This window comes from Ruegeria sp. HKCCD6428 (genome assembly GCF_013110595.1).
Taxonomy (GTDB): domain Bacteria; phylum Pseudomonadota; class Alphaproteobacteria; order Rhodobacterales; family Rhodobacteraceae; genus Ruegeria.
Map to the genome: position 1 here is coordinate 1,017,834 of NZ_WVQX01000001.1, position 16,044 is coordinate 1,033,877.

A 16,044-nucleotide genomic window follows, 5' to 3' on the forward strand; every position below is an offset into this window, starting at 1 on the left:
TATGCCCCTGTTCACCCGTCGCAATCTCATGGCACTCTTACTGACAGCCCCGTTGGTTGCCTGCGGTGCAGGAGAAGTATCCAAGGCGGAGACACAACAATTCAATCCTCCGCTCTATCCAAACGAAACGCCGGAACTGCGCGCGTCGATCAACAAATGGGCGGACCACTACGAGCTTCCGCGAGAGCTTGTTCACAAGCTTGCTATTCGTGAAAGCACGCATCGCCCTTGGGCGGTCAACCGACCCTATTATGGGTTGTTGCAAATCCTTCCGGCCACCGCGCGATCCATGGGATACACCGGAAACGCCAAAGGCTTGTTGGACGCGGACACCAACCTTGAGTTCGCCGGGAAATACCTTCGTGGCGCCTGGCTTTTGTCTGATGGCAACCAGGATCGGGCCATATTTCTTTATGCCAAGGGCTTTTACCCCGAGGCCAAAGCGCGCGGATTGTTGGTGGAAACTGGGCTGAAACCCGCCAACTGACGGTGATTAGCGTCAGAAAGCCGCGTGAAATTAGCACTTTTTACCGAATAGTGACAAAAATGTTCTATTGAATGTCTCATTATTTGGAATTGCGCAGACAATTAGTACCTCGCCTTGTCATGTTTAGGAAAGTATGGTGTTCTGGCTCGGTGAGGTAAACGGGTTCCACTCTGTGTTATATGCATGCTCGACGACACCATCGGGCTGTAAGATGGGCCGCAGCTGGTAGGCACCACATGGAAATTGTCGATCTGAGCACTCTGCCGGATTCAGAAGTTCGATACACCGAATTTCTTAGGCAAATCTGTGAGAAGCATGATATGGATCATGCTGCTTATGCTGGCATGAACCCTGCTGCCGGCACGGTTGCCGGCTTTGTTACCTATGACGACGCCTGGAATGAGCACTACCAAAACCAGGGTCTGATCATGATTGATCCGACCATCCATATGGCCCGCCGCAGCATCGCGCCAGTGGATTGGAGCCGACTTGAGCGCAGCCCCGACTTCCAACGTGTATTCCGGGATGCCCATGATTTTGGATTGCCAAACCAAGGCGTTACAATTCCCGTGCGGGGTCCATACGGAGATATCGGCCTGCTGAGCGCAACGCGCAATTGCAGCAAAGAGGAATGGCGCAAGCTATACACGCATGTCATCAGTGACTTGCAATCGATGGCAGTGCACATCCATGACAATGTGGTTTCCTCAGACGAATTGACCAGCGCGCTGTATCATCCAACACTTTCCAGACGTGAGACAGAGATCTTGCAGTGGGTTGCAGCAGGGAAATCGCAACAGGACATCGGCGATATTTTGTCCATTTCACACCGAACCGTAGAAGTGCACTTGCGTTCCAGTCGAGAAAAGCTTAGTGCGCTGACCACCCCTCAGGCCGTTGGCCGGGCGATTGCAATTGGGCTTATTACCCCAAGTTAAACAAAAAAAACGCAAAATTTCGCCAAAATACGGGAAACCCCCAATAGAAAAATCCCCTGTGTCCGGTAACGTCTAAGTTACCGAACAACCACTCGAAGGGGGAAGAAATGATCATCGTGGTAGATGGCCTGAACAGACATATGTTCAGCGAAGTTCTTGATGAAATGTTCGAGTTGAGAGCAAGAGTTTTTGGCGAACGCCTGGGATGGGACGTCAACATTGAAGATGGCAAAGAGATCGACGAGTTCGATCACCTGGACCCGGCATATGTAATCGGACTCGACGATGAGGGGAATGTCGTCGCAGCCGTGCGTGCCCTCCAGACCACCGGACCACACATGTTGTCGGATGTCTTTTCGGCGATCCTTTGCGGCGAAGCACCACTTCGCAGTGCGACCATGTGGGAATCGACCCGGTTCTGCGTCGACACGCAACGGCTCACGCGTGGCAAAGAAAAGAACTCGGTCTCCTACGCGACTTGCGAGTTGATGATCGGATCTTTGGAATATGCGAAGAATGCAGGTATTCAGGACATCATCACCGTGATTGATCCGGTTATGGATAGGGTGTTGAAGCGTTCGAATTGCGCGCCTTACGACTATGTCGGTAAGACAGTTCCAATGGGTAAGGTTCACGCATTGGCCGCTCTGCTGGACTGCACCGAAGAACGCATCGCCGGCCTGCGTGAATTTGCGGGCATTCACAACGACGTCTTTATGGACGAAGAAGAAGCGTTAGCTCTGTTTGCCGCGAAGAAAGCCGCAGCACAGAACCCCGCGAACCAGGATCACAAACCACTCACCGATCTCGAGAAATATTTTGTGGAACAGATGAGCGCCGCAAAAACAGAAGCTGAACGGCAGGATGTCCTCAAGCTGATCGAAGCGCTCACGGATACGTTCACGCCAGAGCAAAGAACTGCTCTTTTGGAAACCCCCCGTGCTTTTGCTCATGAGGCCTGACCCCCTCACCTCATAGATACAAAAGCCACCCATGCGGAGCCGTCTGATTGCAGGCGGCTCCGTTTTTTGTCCCTTCTTTTGACGAAGGGAAGGAAGAGGATTACTCCTCTTCCAATGCGTCAACGGCTTTCTTAAGGTCATCTTTGCTGACTTCCTTGTCAGTGACCTGAGCCAGCTCCAACACATAGTCCACAACCTTGTCTTCAAAGATCGGGGCACGCAGCTGCTGTTGCATCTGCGCGTTCTGCTGAACGAACTCGAAGAACTGACGTTCCTGACCCGGGTACTGACGTGCCTGGTTCATGATCGCCTGCGTCATCTCGGCGTCGGTAACTTCAACCTCGGCCTTCTGGCCCAGTTCAGCCAGCAACAGGCCCAGACGCACGCGACGCTCGGCCAGCTTGGTGTGCTCGTCCGTGGGCTCGATCGGGTCATGGTCGTGGCCTTCGACTTCTGGGTTTTCTTCGTGCCACAGTTGATGCGCAATCTGCTTGGCCTCGGCTTCAACCAGCGACGGCGGCAGATCGAACGACACCTTCTCGTCCAGCGCATCCAGCAAAGCGCGCTTGATCACGGCGCGCGATGCACCTGCATATTCAGCTTCCAGGCGCTCTGCGATCTGGCTTTTCAGGGCTTCAAGATCTTCGGCACCGAATTTTTTAGCCAGTTCGTCGTTCACTTCCGCAGCAACCGGTTCTTTGACTTCCTTGATGGTGCAGGTGAAAACAGCGTCTTTGCCAGCAAGATGCTCGGCGCCGTACTCTTCAGGGAACGTAACGTTGACGTCCTTTACTTCTTCGGCTTTCACGCCAACCAGCTGCTCTTCGAAGCCGGGGATGAAGCTGTTCGAGCCCAGAACCAGCGGGTAATCCTCTGCCGAACCACCTTCAAATTCTTCGCCGTCAACCTTACCGACGAAATCGAACACGATCTGGTCGCCGTCCTTGGCTTTTGACCCCTTGCGGCGCGCTTTGAAATCCTGAGCTGTTTCCGCCAGATTGTTAAGAGCTTCCTCGACGGCTGCTTCATCAGCCTTGACGATCAGCTTTTCCAACTCGACCGATTTCAGATTAACTTCCGGGATCGCTGGCAGCGCCTCGTAAGACATGGCGACTTCTACGTCATCGCCTTCTTTCCAGTCCTCATTGGTCATCTTGACCTCGGGCTGCAGCGCAGGGCGATCACCACTGTCTTCGAAATGCTTGTTCATGGCGCCGTCGATGGTTTCCTGCATCGCCTCGCCCAACAGGCGCTGGCCGAACTGCTTTTTCAGCAGCGCCATAGGCACCTTGCCTTTACGGAAACCTTTCATTTCGATTTCCGGCTGCGCTTCGGTCAGCTTTTCATTGACCTTTTCGTCCAGCTCGGCTGCTGACACAACGATGTTGTAGCCACGTTTCAGACCTTCGTTCAGCGTCTCGGTAACCTGCATTATGGTAGTCCCCATAGGATTCGGGGCGCGCAAAACGGGCGCGCCGGGCAAATTTGAAGCCTTCTATTTGCCCTGCCGCCCGCGTGCAAGGGGCAAAGGCTGAATCCAGTGGTATTTGATCGCCAAAACCGCAAAAAAGAACGCCCCGGAAACTGGGGCGCTCGCACTTAGCCCAGCCCGACAATCAGAACTTCCAGCGTGCGCCCAGAACCCATGCTTCGTTGTTGTCGAATGACGAGCCGTCATCGAAATCGTGGTTGCGGTATTTCAGATAAACATCCGTGTTGATCGGCTCGACTTTCTGCACGACCGCGATACCCCATGCTTTGGTGTCAGAACCGTTGCTCTGGAAATCCGAGCCATCATAATAATCGATGCCGACGCCGGTCTTGCCCCAGGACACCCAGTTGCCTTCGTACGAGATCTTACCGTACCAATAGTTCGGATCCGTGGCACCGGCCTGATCATCGTCGCGCGTACCGCCCGCAATCGTAAAGCCCAGGCCGCTGGGAAGCAGGACGGAAGCGGAACCGATCGTATCTTTGCGATCCCCCGAATTGTTATCCCGGTCTCTTACCGAATAGGCAACGGCTGCAGCGAATTCCACACCACCGGCAAAGGTGTTTTCATAAAACAGGCCGACGTCATAATAGTCGTCGTCGTCGCTGCTGGACAAAATGTTCTGACCATATGCGAATCCGGCGGAAAACCCGTTGAACGACGGCGTATCATACCGCACACGACCACGCCGCGCGCCGTCAAAGTTGCTGGAACTGTCACCAACCGTAATACCGCTCAGCATACCGGTCGTGTCCCGATAGAAGAACCCTGCATTTTCATCGTTGGTAAACGAATACAGCGCGGTTCCGACATATGACAGATCAACTTCTGCGGCGCCATCAGCGACCATGCTGCCCTGACCTGCCGAAAACTTGCCGTAGCCACCTTTCAGCGAAAAATCCACGTGGCGAATGTCTTCGCGATTCCAACCATCTGCGTTGGTTCCGAATTGATCGGCAGACGCCGAACCCGGCAGGCCAAGGCCTGATTCAAACCAAAATTGGAATTCGTTGCTTCCATATGGCTGCACGAGACGCAGGCCAACACGGCTGTTCGACAGATCGTTGTCGAGAACACGGGTCTCGGTATCCTGTCCGTCATCCACCGAGATCAAGGCGGGGTGCAGTTGTCCATACAGCAGCACATATCCGCCACTATTGTTTTCGTATTTCATTTCCGCCACAGCCGGGATGGCGGTCGTCGCAGTCAGAACAGCGGCTACTGATATCGGTTTGATGTTAAGGGTCATTTCACTCACCATGAAAGGTTCGGGGTTCAGGTACTGTCCATTTGTTTACGAACTGCGAGCGTTCCAGTGGCCCGCATTCACTCCCTCGCAAGAATTGCAAATTCGCAACATGGCATATCGAAAAATTGGTTATTTTTCATTTTATTTCATACAGTTACGAATCCATTCGAAGATCCAAAGCACAGTGTGCAAATAAATTGTGACGTCCAGCCATGCATCTGGCAAACATTCGGTCTGCACTGATGTGAACCTTGACGGCGGATTTCCGCCGACTCGCCGTAAATTGAGCCGTTCCACGCCCAACAAACTCAAGTATTCAATTTTCTAAAAACCTCCGGCACCTGTTCCGGCAAATCTTCCGCGATCAAACCCGGCCCGAACTGGCGCGCACATTCCACATGCAGCCACGCGGCAGTTTCCGCCGCCTGCATTGGTGCCAAACCTCGCGCCAACAAACCTGCGATGAACCCTGCCAGCACATCGCCAGACCCGGCCGTCGCCAACCAGGGAGCCGCTCTTTCGTATACGGCCAAGTTGACCACGCACCGTCCATCCGGCACAGCGATCACCGTGTCCGGGCCCTTGAACAGAACCACGCACCCAGCCCGTTTTGCGGCAGCACGCGTTGCGTCCACCTTGGAAAACGCCGGGCCTTTGGCCGGTTGCGCGTTCATCTGCGCGGCGATGTCCGGGAATACCCGAGCAAATTCCCCGCCATGCGGTGTCAGTACGCATTTGTCGTGCAATCGCGCGATCAGGGCGCCGGGATCCTCTGCAAAAGCTGACAAAGCATCCGCATCCAACACGGTCGCCCGCCGTGCAGCTAGGACAATCGGCACCAGCGCCCGCGCCCGCTCGAATCCCAGCGCAGGCCCAAGGCAGAGTGCATTCAGGCGCGTATCCTCAAGTATTTCAGACAATCCATCAGCCCCATCAACCCGCTGCAACATGAGAGCCGTGATCTGGCTGGCCACCTCCATCTGCGCAGACGGCGGCACGCCCAGCGTCACCAGCCCCGCTCCAACCCGCAAAGCCCCCCGCGCCGCCAAACGCGCGGCCCCTGTTTTGCCCGCCCCCCCAGACAGGATCAAAGCATGACCATGTGAGTATTTGTGGCCAACCGAAACTTTCGAAAGCTTCACCCCGTCAGCCTCGGTCGTGTGAACGATCTGACCGTCTTCCAGTGTTTCAAGCCCGATCGACTTGGTTCGGACCGTCCCGCAGGTCACCGGACCATCGCACAGAACATGCCCAAGCTTCTTGCTGTGAAACGTCACCGTCATATCCGCAACAATCGCCTGACCAAGAATGCGACCACTGTCGGCGCACAAGCCGCTTGGCGCGTCAATTGAAACGACCTTTACGCCTCGATCTCGCAGCAGGTCTCTGACCGGCGCATTGGCCAACATGGAAAACGCCCCTGCAAATGGCCGGGTGAGACCCGTGCCAAAAACCCCGTCGACAACCAGATCAATGCTCTTTGGAAACCCAAGAAAATCATCCGCCAACGGGGCGGAGTCGACAGCGAAGACGCGAACCTCGTTCTTTGCCCCCCATCTCTCATAATTCACCCGCGCATCCGGAGGCAGCTTTTCCGGGTCTCCATAAAGGAACACCTCAACCGCCCACCCCTGCTTCTGCAAAAGCCGCGCCACGACAAACCCGTCACCCCCATTGTTGCCCGGTCCGCACAGCACCACTGCGCGCAGCGGATCCTCTTCATCTGGCCCTAAATATCCCGGGGAGCGCGAGGGGCTGGCCCCTCGCCTGTCCAACACGGGCCATTCTTCGAAAATCGCGTCAACAACACCCCGCCCGGCCCGCTCCATCAGCTCCAGACCGGTCACGTCACCAGACTTGATGGCGGCCTGCTCAATGGCCCGCATCTGTGCCGCTGTCAGCAATTCCATCCTTTCACCCCTTGCTCGATTCAATTTTGATTACTTTTTGTGCAAGTCGCTCAAAAAATAGCACGCAGCCGTTTTTCCAAGCACCCCGACCCGCACGATATCGCAATCACATTGCCGCCCGATCTTAGACGTGATCACTGCCCCTGAGACAACCATTCAAGGTGAGCCGGGATGAAAAAGATCGAAGCGATCATCAAGCCGTTCAAACTGGACGAAGTGAAAGAGGCATTGCAGGATGTGGGCGTCCAGGGCCTCAGCGTCATCGAGGTCAAGGGCTTCGGTCGCCAGAAAGGCCATACCGAACTGTATCGCGGCGCCGAGTATGTCGTCGATTTTCTGCCCAAGGTTAAGGTCGAGGTCGTATTGGACGACGACCAGGTCGACGCCGCGATCGAAGCCATCGTATCGGCCGCCAAAACCGACAAGATCGGAGACGGCAAGATTTTCGTCTCGCCCGTCGACCAAGCCATTCGCATCCGGACCGGCGAGACCGGCTCAGAAGCACTCTAACTCACAACATTACTGACACATCTATCAGAAGGACCAAGGGAATGAGCGCAGAGGCAGTTCTCAATACAATCCGCGAAGAAGACGTCGCATATGTCGACATCCGCTTCACCGACGTGCGCGGCAAACTGCAGCACGTCACGGTGGACGTCGATCTGGTCGACGAAGACTTCCTGGAAGAAGGCTTCATGTTTGACGGCTCGTCCATTGCAGGCTGGAAATCGATCGAAAACTCGGACATGAAACTGATCGCCGACACGACTTCGGCTTACATCGACCCGTTCTATGCGGAGAAGACACTGTGTCTGCACTGCTCGATCGTTGAGCCCGACACCGGTGAAGCCTATGGCCGCGACCCGCGCGGAACCGCGCAGAAAGCCGAAGCCTACCTGAAGTCCAGCGGTATCGGTGACGTTGCCTATATGGGTCCCGAAGCTGAATTCTTCCTGTTCGATGACGTTCGTTTTTCCAACAGCATCAATAAAGTATCTTTCGAAGTTGATGCAACGGATGCGTCGTGGAACACCGACACCGAATACGAGATGGGCAACATGGGCCATCGTCCGGGCGTCAAGGGCGGCTACTTCCCGGTCAACCCCATCGACGAAGCGCAGGACCTGCGTTCGGAAATGCTGTCGACCATGAAACGTCTGGGCATGAAGGTCGACAAGCACCACCACGAAGTGGCCTCGTGCCAGCACGAGCTGGGTCTTGTCTTTGACAGCCTGACCAAGCAGGCCGATGAGCTGCAAAAATACAAGTACGTCATCCACAACGTAGCACACGCCTACGGCAAATCGGCCACTTTCATGCCCAAGCCGGTCGCAGGTGACAACGGCACCGGCATGCACGTGAACATGTCGATCTGGAAAGATGGCAAGCCGCTGTTCGCTGGCGACAAATATGCCGACCTTTCGGACGAGGCGCTGTACTTCATCGGCGGCATCCTGAAACACGCCAAGACCCTGAACGCCTTCACCAACCCGTCGACCAACAGCTACAAGCGCTTGATTCCCGGGTTTGAAGCCCCCGTTCTGCGAGCCTATTCGGCACGTAACCGTTCGGGTTGTGTGCGTATCCCATGGACTGAAAGCCCCAAAGCCAAACGTGTCGAGGCGCGGTTCCCCGATCCGTCATCCAACCCCTATCTGGCGTTTGCCGCCCTGCTTATGGCTGGCCTGGACGGTATCAAGAACAAGATCAACCCCGGCGAGGCGATGGACAAGAACCTGTACGACTTGCCCGCCGAGGAACTGGCCGACATCCCGACCGTCTGCGGCAGCCTGCGTGAGGCTCTGGAAGCTCTGGCATCCGATCACGACTTCCTGCTTCAGGGCGATGTGTTCACCAAAGACCAGATCGACGGTTACATCGCACTTAAGATGGAAGAGGTGGAAACCTACGAGCACACGCCGCACCCGGTGGAGTACGGCATGTACTACAGCTGCTAAGCTGAGTACGGAAACGATTTGGCAGGGCGCCCCTTCGGGCGCCCTTGTCATTTCTGCCCACACGGTTTGACGCGCCGCCGTTGATCCAACAAACTGGTGAGAACACTCCCGACCGGAGACGACAGCATGCCTTGCGATACCTCACCTTTCTCGAAATTCACAAACCTTGTGACATCCGAACAGGAGCTGAGGAGGATCTCTGGCCATCCGCTGCCACAGATCACTGCCAAGGAGGTGTCCTCCCTCGATCAGATGTGTCGCGATTTCATAGCGACCTCGCCCTTTTGCCTTATCGCTTCGGCCAACACGGATGGGCATCTTGATGTTTCACCCCGTGGTGACCCGCCCGGCTTTGTTCAGGTGCTGTCCGATACCCTGATCGCGATCCCGGATCGGCCGGGAAACAAACGCGTGGATACGTTTCACAATGTTCTCAAGGATCCGCGCGTCAGCGTCCTGTTCTTTGTTCCCGGCAAGATGGAAACGCTCCGCATTCGCGGCACGGCCCGCATCTGTGCTGACCCCCGTTTGCTTGAAACCATGGCCATTGACGGGCACCCACCCAAACTGGCGCTGCTCATCCACGTCGAGACAGCATTTGCACACTGTCCCAAGTGTGTAATCCGCGCACATCTGTGGCAACCCGAAGACTGGCCGGATTCGACCCATCTGCCAAATATGAATGCGATGATGGTGAAACACGCCCGCATCAATGCCACGCCTGAGGAATGGTTCGAAACGCTCAGGAAAAAGGGCGAGTTGGACCTTTATTAACCGCTTTGCCCAAGACGCAGCCCACGCTAGGCTAACCGCAGATTTCAATTCCATCGGATTACGCCCATGTTTCGCCTTGCCACCATTCTTGCCCTTTCCCTGACGTCCCCGGTTCTGGCCGCACCCTGTGGCAACACCAGCGCAGGATTTGAGGCGTGGAAGGCCGATTTTGCCAAACAGGCACGCAAGGCGGGAGTGAAAAAGAAAGGTCTGCAAGCGCTGTCCCAGACCCAATATGCCACGCGCACCATCGCCGCGGACCGCAATCAAAAAAGCTTCAAATACTCGCTGGACAAATTCATGCGTGTTCGAGGGGCCGATACAATCGTCGCACAGGGGCGCAAACGCAAAGCCGCCAACCCGAACTATTATGCCGCCTTTGAGCGGCAATATGGTGTTCCTGCGGGCGTTCTGATCGCCATTCACGGCATGGAAACCGGCTTTGGCAATTTCATGGGCGACAGTCAGGTTGTTTCCGCAATCACAACACTGGCCTATGATTGTCGCCGGTCAGAGTTCTTTATTCCCCACGCAATTGGGGCACTGAAACTGGTCGACATGGGTAGTATCACAATGGCGACAAAAGGGGCAAAACATGGCGAACTGGGCCACACGCAATTCCTGCCCGGCAACGCCCTGACCTATGGTGTCGATGCTACGGGCGACCGGCGCGTGGACTTCTACAACATGACGGATGCACTGGCCTCAACCGCCAATTTTCTTCGCAAGAAGGGGTGGAAACCGGGGCGCGGTTATCAACCCGGAGAACCAAATTTTCGCGTCTTGCAGCAGTGGAATGCAGCCTCGGTCTATCAGCAATCCATCGCAATAATGGCTGCCCGAATCGACAATTAGCCCCGCCGCACCGGCACCACGCGCCGCACCTGATTTCGCCACATTTCCGCCACAGTGACAAACAAAAGCCTTTAGTTGCTTGGTTTCCAAAGCGTAACCAATCGCTAGGAAATTTCACTTTTTTGCATTTTTCGCCAAATTCTCTCCAAGATGGGGTGCTAGTCTTTGAATAACAGAACGCAGAAAAGGACGGGGCAGTGGCTCGGAAGCACAGCTACCATGGCGGCCTGCAATTTGATGGCGACGCAACCGGCGCAATAGAGCGCTTTGGATCCATCGTTGCCACGACGCTGGAAGACTACGGTCATCTGGTCGAGCGCAAGGCCCTGCTCAGCGCGACCGAGGCCAGCATCGTCTCGAGCCAGTATCTTGTGCGGATGACTCTGGATACAGGCGCCTCCGGGCAGCAGGACCGCTACGAGCGCATGGATCGCGCCGCAGGGTTGAAAACCATAACAAAGCCCCGCGTGTCGCATCCCCAAAACAGGTTGGTGCTGACAATTACTCCAGTCTCGCCACTTTTGGACGACGCCGAGATTTCGGAACTGATGCTGGTGGTCACTCTGTATCGCATGGTCGATATCTGTTCGACCCGACGGGTTGAATGGTTGTCGCCGCACACGGTTCTTACAGTCGAGCACTTCATGAGCGCCTTTGACACCCTGACACCAAGCCGAACAACGCGGGATCGAAAGCAGATCTTTCAATCACTGACCGGACAGTTCGCCGGGATGCAGCAGTCTGAACAGGATGACACGATCACTGCCCTACACTCTCCTGCCGCGCGTCCAATTCAACTGACCGACGAACAATTGCTCAGCATCGCGTTCCGAAGCGACGAGGCAGACCTGCCCACCCAGATAGACGCAGGTGCGGCCATCGCGGATGATGATGACAAGCCAAGCGACATCCTGCGCCTTAGTAGTTGGTGCATGACCGGAGTTTTGGCCAGCATTTCAGCGCCAATTGCCGTATCGATGGCCGCAGTCAACCTGATCCGGGGCGAGGATTTCCGCCTGAACACACAGGTGCTTGTGCTCACATTCGCCATTGTCGCGCTGAACGCCAGCAACGCGTTGGCTGATGTTGCGGGTGCCTTGGGCATGTAAAAGAATTATCGAAGACCCTCCTAGGAGGCCCCGCCATCAGGCGGGGTTTTCCGTTTTTGGGATCGCGTTTGCGGCCAGAATGTATGTGTGGATGGAAAACACGACCGCGTTGGTTTTCGGCAAACGCAACAACGTCTGCCGCTCGCTTCGCAGATAAGACGCCTGACGCCGGTCCCGTATTTCGCGCGGCTCACTGGCACTGCGAGGTTGGAACAACTCCGGGTCTTCGTACCACAGGGCGTTGAAGCGCCACAGCGGGCGACCGGGTTGAATACCGTCAAACAGCCTCTGTACCCGTTTCGCGACATTGGCGTCATAGCTTTCCACGGGCACGTGGATATCAATCAGCGGCCGCATGAATTTCTCGGACAAGCGCCAACTGGCAGGAAAACACAGAATGGCACCCGTCAGAACATGCTCATTTCCCCGTTTCTGAAGAATGCAGAAGTCCTCCTGCACCAGCCTGCACAGCGTATCAAGCGGACGGTCGCGGTCGATCGCGACGGATACGCCATCCGGCCTTGCGGCCTCTGCCACGGCCGTGGGATATGTCTGCATCAGCACCAGATCCAGCAACTCCACCGCGGCAGGTTTGGCCCCAGGATCAAGCGCAAGAACATCGTCGCGCCGCTCAGACAGAATTTCTTCGCGGCGCCGCATCTGGTCGGCAAAAGCCTCATCCTGATGCAGCCAGTTTTCCATGGTTGCCGGTTGAATACCCGGCAAAGCGCGTGGGTTTTCGACATCATACGGGATCTTGTTTTGCAGAATACGAGTCATGCCGGGGGCTTAGCATGCGCAGCATTTCTTGTCGGTCGAAAACGACAACCTCGCCGTCGCATTTTTCTCAGACGATTGGTCGTGGCGGATGAATTGTAATTGGAACAAGCAACGAGGCCAGCCATGAACCAGCACTACCGAGACGCGCGCAAGATTGACCCCAGCCGTGGCACGACATTGGGCGATGGTACGCCAAACGAAAATGACCGGATCGAGATTGGTCCGACGCAGCTTGCGTTTGACGAGTGGGCCGCTGCGGGGCTGGAACTTCCCAATCTGGCACGGATGCGGGAACACCGCTGGAAGCGGCTGACACAGGCCGTCGTGGATCGCGGCTATGGCGGTTTGCTGATTTTTGACCCGCTGAATATCCGCTATGCCACCGACAGCACGAATATGCAGCTGTGGAACACCCACAATCCGTTTCGGGCGGTTTTGCTGTGCGCGGATGGCTATATGGTGATCTGGGATTACAAGAACTCCCCCTTCCTCAGCACCTTCAACCCACTTGTGCGCGAGCAGCGCTCGGGCGCTGACCTGTTTTACTTCGACCGGGGCGACAAGGTTGACGTGGCCGCAGATGTGTTCTCGAACGAAGTACGCGTACTGATCGAAGAACACGGCGGCGGCAATATGCGCCTGGCGGTCGACAAGATCATGCTGCACGGATTGCGCGCGCTCGAGGCGCAGGGGTTCGACATCATGGAAGGCGAAGAACTGACCGAGAAGACCCGCGCCATCAAAGGGCCTGACGAAATCCTGGCCATGCGCTGCGCCAGCCATGCCTGCGAAACTGCGGTTGCCGAAATGGAACGGTTTGCCCGTGCCAATGTCGGCGACGGCAAGACCTCGGAAGATGATATCTGGGCTGTCCTTCACGCCGAAAACATCAGGCGTGGCGGTGAATGGATCGAAACCCGTCTGCTGGCTTCGGGCCAGCGGACCAACCCGTGGTTTCAGGAATGCGGCCCGCGGATCACCCAGCAGAACGAGATCATCTCGTTCGACACTGACCTGATTGGTTCTTACGGGATTTGCATCGATATTTCCCGCAGTTGGTGGATCGGCGATCAGAAGCCACGCGAGGACATGATCTATGCCATGCAGCACGCCCATGAACACATCATGACCAATATGGAGATGCTCAAGCCCGGCGTTATGATCCCGGAACTGACCGCAAATTCCCACAGGCTGGACGAGAAGTTCCAGGCGCAGAAATATGGCTGTCTGATGCACGGCGTCGGGCTTTGCGATGAATGGCCGCTGGTTGCTTATCCGGACAAGGCGGTTGAAGGGGCCTACGATTATCCGCTGGAACCCGGAATGGTCTTGTGTGTCGAAGCCTGCGTGGGCGAAGTGGGTGGCGATTTCAGCATCAAGCTGGAGGATCAGGTTCTCATAACCGAAGACGGATATGAGAACCTGACGAAATACCCCTTCGATGCCCGGTTGATGGGGCTCGAGTGAGGCCGGCGCCTCATTCTGACCAATGAGACCGGCGCACGTTGCCGTGCCAATCTTCGACAGTTGGACTTGCCTGAGCCTGCGGCCCGCTGAAAACTGCGGGCCGGGATTGCCCGACGGCAAAACCCACGAGGCCAGCCAGAACAATCGCCATGACTGTACCGGGAAGTATCTTTGGAAGGTGTGCGGCAGCGTCTGCATGTGCCATCTGCGTCTCCTTTATCAATTGCTGTAGGCCGTAGATGGGCCTGATTGCGACATAAGTGAAACGAATGCTTGTTCGGTTTTGCATCACACACATTGATGGAACGCCAAGCACCCCCAATTAGCGGCCGCGCCTGTCACCGCCCGGGGCATCTTTCGGATTGCAAGGCGCTCGCTTGGTTCTCACCTTCCCGTGACGCGTTTGACATAAGGGTTGTGACCCGGCGGGCTTGACCACAGTATTGGGGATGTTTCCCCGAACCGTTCAAGGAGCCGACATGCCCACGGAACGCATCACTTTTGCCGGACATGAAGGCAGCCAATTGGCCGCGCGGCTGGATTTGCCGGATGGTCCGGTCCTTGCGACAGCCCTGTTTGCCCATTGCTTCACCTGTTCCAAGGACATACCTGCGGCCCGGCGCATTTCGGCCCGCCTGGCGGCCATGGGAATTGCAGTGCTTCGGTTCGACTTTACCGGCCTGGGTCATTCCGAAGGAGAATTCGCCAACACGACCTTCACGTCGAATGTCGAGGACCTGATCTCGGCCGCGCAATATCTGGCCGGACGAAACATGGCCCCTGCCCTTCTGATCGGTCACTCGCTTGGCGGCGCAGCGGTTTTGCGGGCGCGTGCCGGAATTCCGACGGTCAAGGCTGTGGTCACCTTGGGCGCACCGGCGGATCCCGTCCACGTGTCCCATCATTTCGAGGAAGCCCTGCCCCAGATCGAACAGGAGGGCAGCGCCGAGGTCACCTTGGGCGGGCGCCCGTTTCGAATTGGCAAAGCGTTCGTGGACGACATTGCGGGATCGGCCCTGTCTGCCTCGATCGCTGATCTCAAGGCCGCTTTGCTGATCCTGCACGCCCCTCGGGACGAAACGGTCAGTATCGACAACGCAAGCACCATCTTTCTGGCTGCAAAGCACCCAAAAAGCTTCGTCACCCTCGACGATGCCGATCACCTGATCACACGGGCGTCTGATGCTGAATATGCCGCGGATGTCATCTCGGCTTGGGTCTCGCGCTATCTGAAACTTTGCCCACCCGCGCCGCCCCCGGGTGCGCCCGAAGGTGTCGTTCGCGTGACAGAGGCGGATCCGAATGGCTTCATGCAGGATATTCAGGCAGGCCCGCACCATCATGCGGTTGCGGATGAGCCTGCCTCTTATGGTGGCACGGATAAGGGCATGTCGCCTTATGGCTTTGTCTCATCCGGCCTCGGCGCCTGCACGTCCATGACGATAAGGATGTACGCGCGCCGCAAAAAATGGCCGCTGACCAGTGTCAGCGTAGATGTCTGCCATGACAAAGTTCATGCTCAGGATGCCGGTTTGGCAAATGAGGGCAAAGTGGATCAGTTCCGCCGCAAAATCCGCCTGAACGGCCCGCTTGATCAGGAACAAAAACAGCGCCTGCTGGAAATCGCAGACAAATGCCCGGTTCACCGGACACTTGAAGGCTCGGCGCATATCACAACCGAACTTCTTACCTGAGAAAAGGCCGCCGGACAGGCGGCCTTTTGATTATCTGCGGCGTGGTGCCGGGCGATGGATCGGTGGCCGCGCGGCAGGTGGCCGGGCCACCGGGGGCCGCGGCCGCGCAGGCGGTTTGGCAACCGGTGGATTCGGACGCTCGGGACGCACGGGCCGATCAGGTCGATCTGGGCGGTCCGGGCGGTCGATATCAACATTCACATCGACATCGCGATAGTAGTCGTTCCACAGCATCGAGTCATAGAACGGGTCATACCCGTATCCGACGCCGACCGTTACGCCGTCACAGGCCGACAACGTCAAAGTCGCGGCCCCCAGCCCCAATGCGAGGGAAATCCGTTTGATCAGTCCAATGCGCATCTTGCCCCC

The 16,044-nt window shown here is 56.5% G+C and carries 16 protein-coding genes; 10 read left to right on the forward strand and 6 right to left on the reverse strand.

Features of this window, described 5'->3' with window-relative positions; genetic code table 11:
- Position 1 precedes the first annotated feature (1 nt).
- The 3 genes from GS620_RS05045 (at position 2) to GS620_RS05055 (ending at position 2,387) form a co-directional block, all read left to right on the forward strand.
- On the forward strand, positions 2-487 hold the full coding sequence (locus tag GS620_RS05045; protein ID WP_171167611.1) for a lytic transglycosylase domain-containing protein: 486 nt from the start codon (positions 2-4) through the stop codon (positions 485-487).
- Positions 488-723: 236 nt separating this feature from the next.
- Positions 724-1,425, forward strand: coding sequence for an autoinducer binding domain-containing protein (locus GS620_RS05050; protein WP_152458337.1), 702 nt, complete (start codon positions 724-726; stop codon positions 1,423-1,425).
- Positions 1,426-1,532: 107 nt separating this feature from the next.
- On the forward strand, positions 1,533-2,387 hold the full coding sequence (locus tag GS620_RS05055) for an acyl-homoserine-lactone synthase (RefSeq protein ID WP_152458338.1): 855 nt from the start codon (positions 1,533-1,535) through the stop codon (positions 2,385-2,387).
- Between the two features lie 100 nt (positions 2,388-2,487).
- Here the strand turns inward: GS620_RS05055 and tig are convergent, their stop codons facing one another.
- From tig to GS620_RS05070, 3 genes are all read right to left on the reverse strand, one after another.
- Complete coding sequence (tig, locus tag GS620_RS05060) at positions 2,488-3,819, reverse strand: trigger factor (RefSeq protein WP_171614379.1); 1,332 nt, start codon at positions 3,817-3,819, stop codon at positions 2,488-2,490.
- A gap of 184 nt (positions 3,820-4,003) precedes the next feature.
- Entirely contained in the window at positions 4,004-5,128 is a 1,125-nt protein-coding gene (locus tag GS620_RS05065) for a porin (protein WP_171362661.1), read from the reverse strand.
- A gap of 308 nt (positions 5,129-5,436) precedes the next feature.
- Entirely contained in the window at positions 5,437-7,038 is a 1,602-nt protein-coding gene (locus GS620_RS05070) for an NAD(P)H-hydrate dehydratase (RefSeq protein ID WP_171614381.1), read from the reverse strand.
- 171 nt (positions 7,039-7,209) lie between these two features.
- Here GS620_RS05070 and GS620_RS05075 point away from each other — a divergent pair, with 171 nt between their 5' ends.
- The 5 genes from GS620_RS05075 to GS620_RS05095 all read left to right on the forward strand — a co-directional run bounded on the left by GS620_RS05075 (position 7,210) and on the right by GS620_RS05095 (position 11,734).
- Positions 7,210-7,548: a P-II family nitrogen regulator gene (locus tag GS620_RS05075; RefSeq protein ID WP_152458342.1), complete on the forward strand. Its 339-nt coding sequence runs from the start codon at positions 7,210-7,212 to the stop codon at positions 7,546-7,548.
- Positions 7,549-7,589: 41 nt separating this feature from the next.
- Positions 7,590-8,996 (forward strand): type I glutamate--ammonia ligase, encoded by a 1,407-nt coding sequence (glnA, locus tag GS620_RS05080; protein WP_171228085.1) that lies wholly within the window; start codon positions 7,590-7,592, stop codon positions 8,994-8,996.
- 126 nt (positions 8,997-9,122) lie between these two features.
- Positions 9,123-9,770: an MSMEG_1061 family FMN-dependent PPOX-type flavoprotein gene (locus tag GS620_RS05085; protein WP_152458344.1), complete on the forward strand. Its 648-nt coding sequence runs from the start codon at positions 9,123-9,125 to the stop codon at positions 9,768-9,770.
- A gap of 66 nt (positions 9,771-9,836) precedes the next feature.
- Positions 9,837-10,625 (forward strand): lytic transglycosylase domain-containing protein, encoded by a 789-nt coding sequence (locus GS620_RS05090; protein ID WP_171204971.1) that lies wholly within the window; start codon positions 9,837-9,839, stop codon positions 10,623-10,625.
- A 197-nt stretch (positions 10,626-10,822) separates the two neighbouring features.
- Complete coding sequence (locus tag GS620_RS05095) at positions 10,823-11,734, forward strand: hypothetical protein (RefSeq protein ID WP_171614383.1); 912 nt, start codon at positions 10,823-10,825, stop codon at positions 11,732-11,734.
- Between the two features lie 36 nt (positions 11,735-11,770).
- Here the strand turns inward: GS620_RS05095 and GS620_RS05100 are convergent, their stop codons facing one another.
- Positions 11,771-12,514 (reverse strand): DUF3445 domain-containing protein, encoded by a 744-nt coding sequence (locus GS620_RS05100; RefSeq protein ID WP_171614385.1) that lies wholly within the window; start codon positions 12,512-12,514, stop codon positions 11,771-11,773.
- A 123-nt stretch (positions 12,515-12,637) separates the two neighbouring features.
- Between GS620_RS05100 and dddP the strand changes: the two genes are divergently transcribed.
- Positions 12,638-13,981, forward strand: a complete 1,344-nt coding sequence (gene dddP, locus GS620_RS05105; protein WP_171614387.1) for a dimethylsulfonioproprionate lyase DddP — start codon at positions 12,638-12,640, stop codon at positions 13,979-13,981.
- 10 nt (positions 13,982-13,991) lie between these two features.
- Here dddP and GS620_RS05110 read toward each other — a convergent pair whose 3' ends face one another.
- Complete coding sequence (locus GS620_RS05110; protein WP_171204975.1) at positions 13,992-14,186, reverse strand: hypothetical protein; 195 nt, start codon at positions 14,184-14,186, stop codon at positions 13,992-13,994.
- A gap of 274 nt (positions 14,187-14,460) precedes the next feature.
- On the opposite strand from GS620_RS05110, the gene GS620_RS05115 reads away from it, so the two are divergent.
- The gene (locus tag GS620_RS05115; protein ID WP_171614389.1) at positions 14,461-15,675 is read left to right on the forward strand and encodes a bifunctional alpha/beta hydrolase/OsmC family protein; all 1,215 of its coding nucleotides are present in this window, start codon (positions 14,461-14,463) and stop codon (positions 15,673-15,675) included.
- A 30-nt stretch (positions 15,676-15,705) separates the two neighbouring features.
- Here the strand turns inward: GS620_RS05115 and GS620_RS05120 are convergent, their stop codons facing one another.
- Positions 15,706-16,035, reverse strand: a complete 330-nt coding sequence (locus GS620_RS05120) for a hypothetical protein (RefSeq protein ID WP_171167593.1) — start codon at positions 16,033-16,035, stop codon at positions 15,706-15,708.
- Between the last annotated feature and the right edge of the window lie 9 nt (positions 16,036-16,044).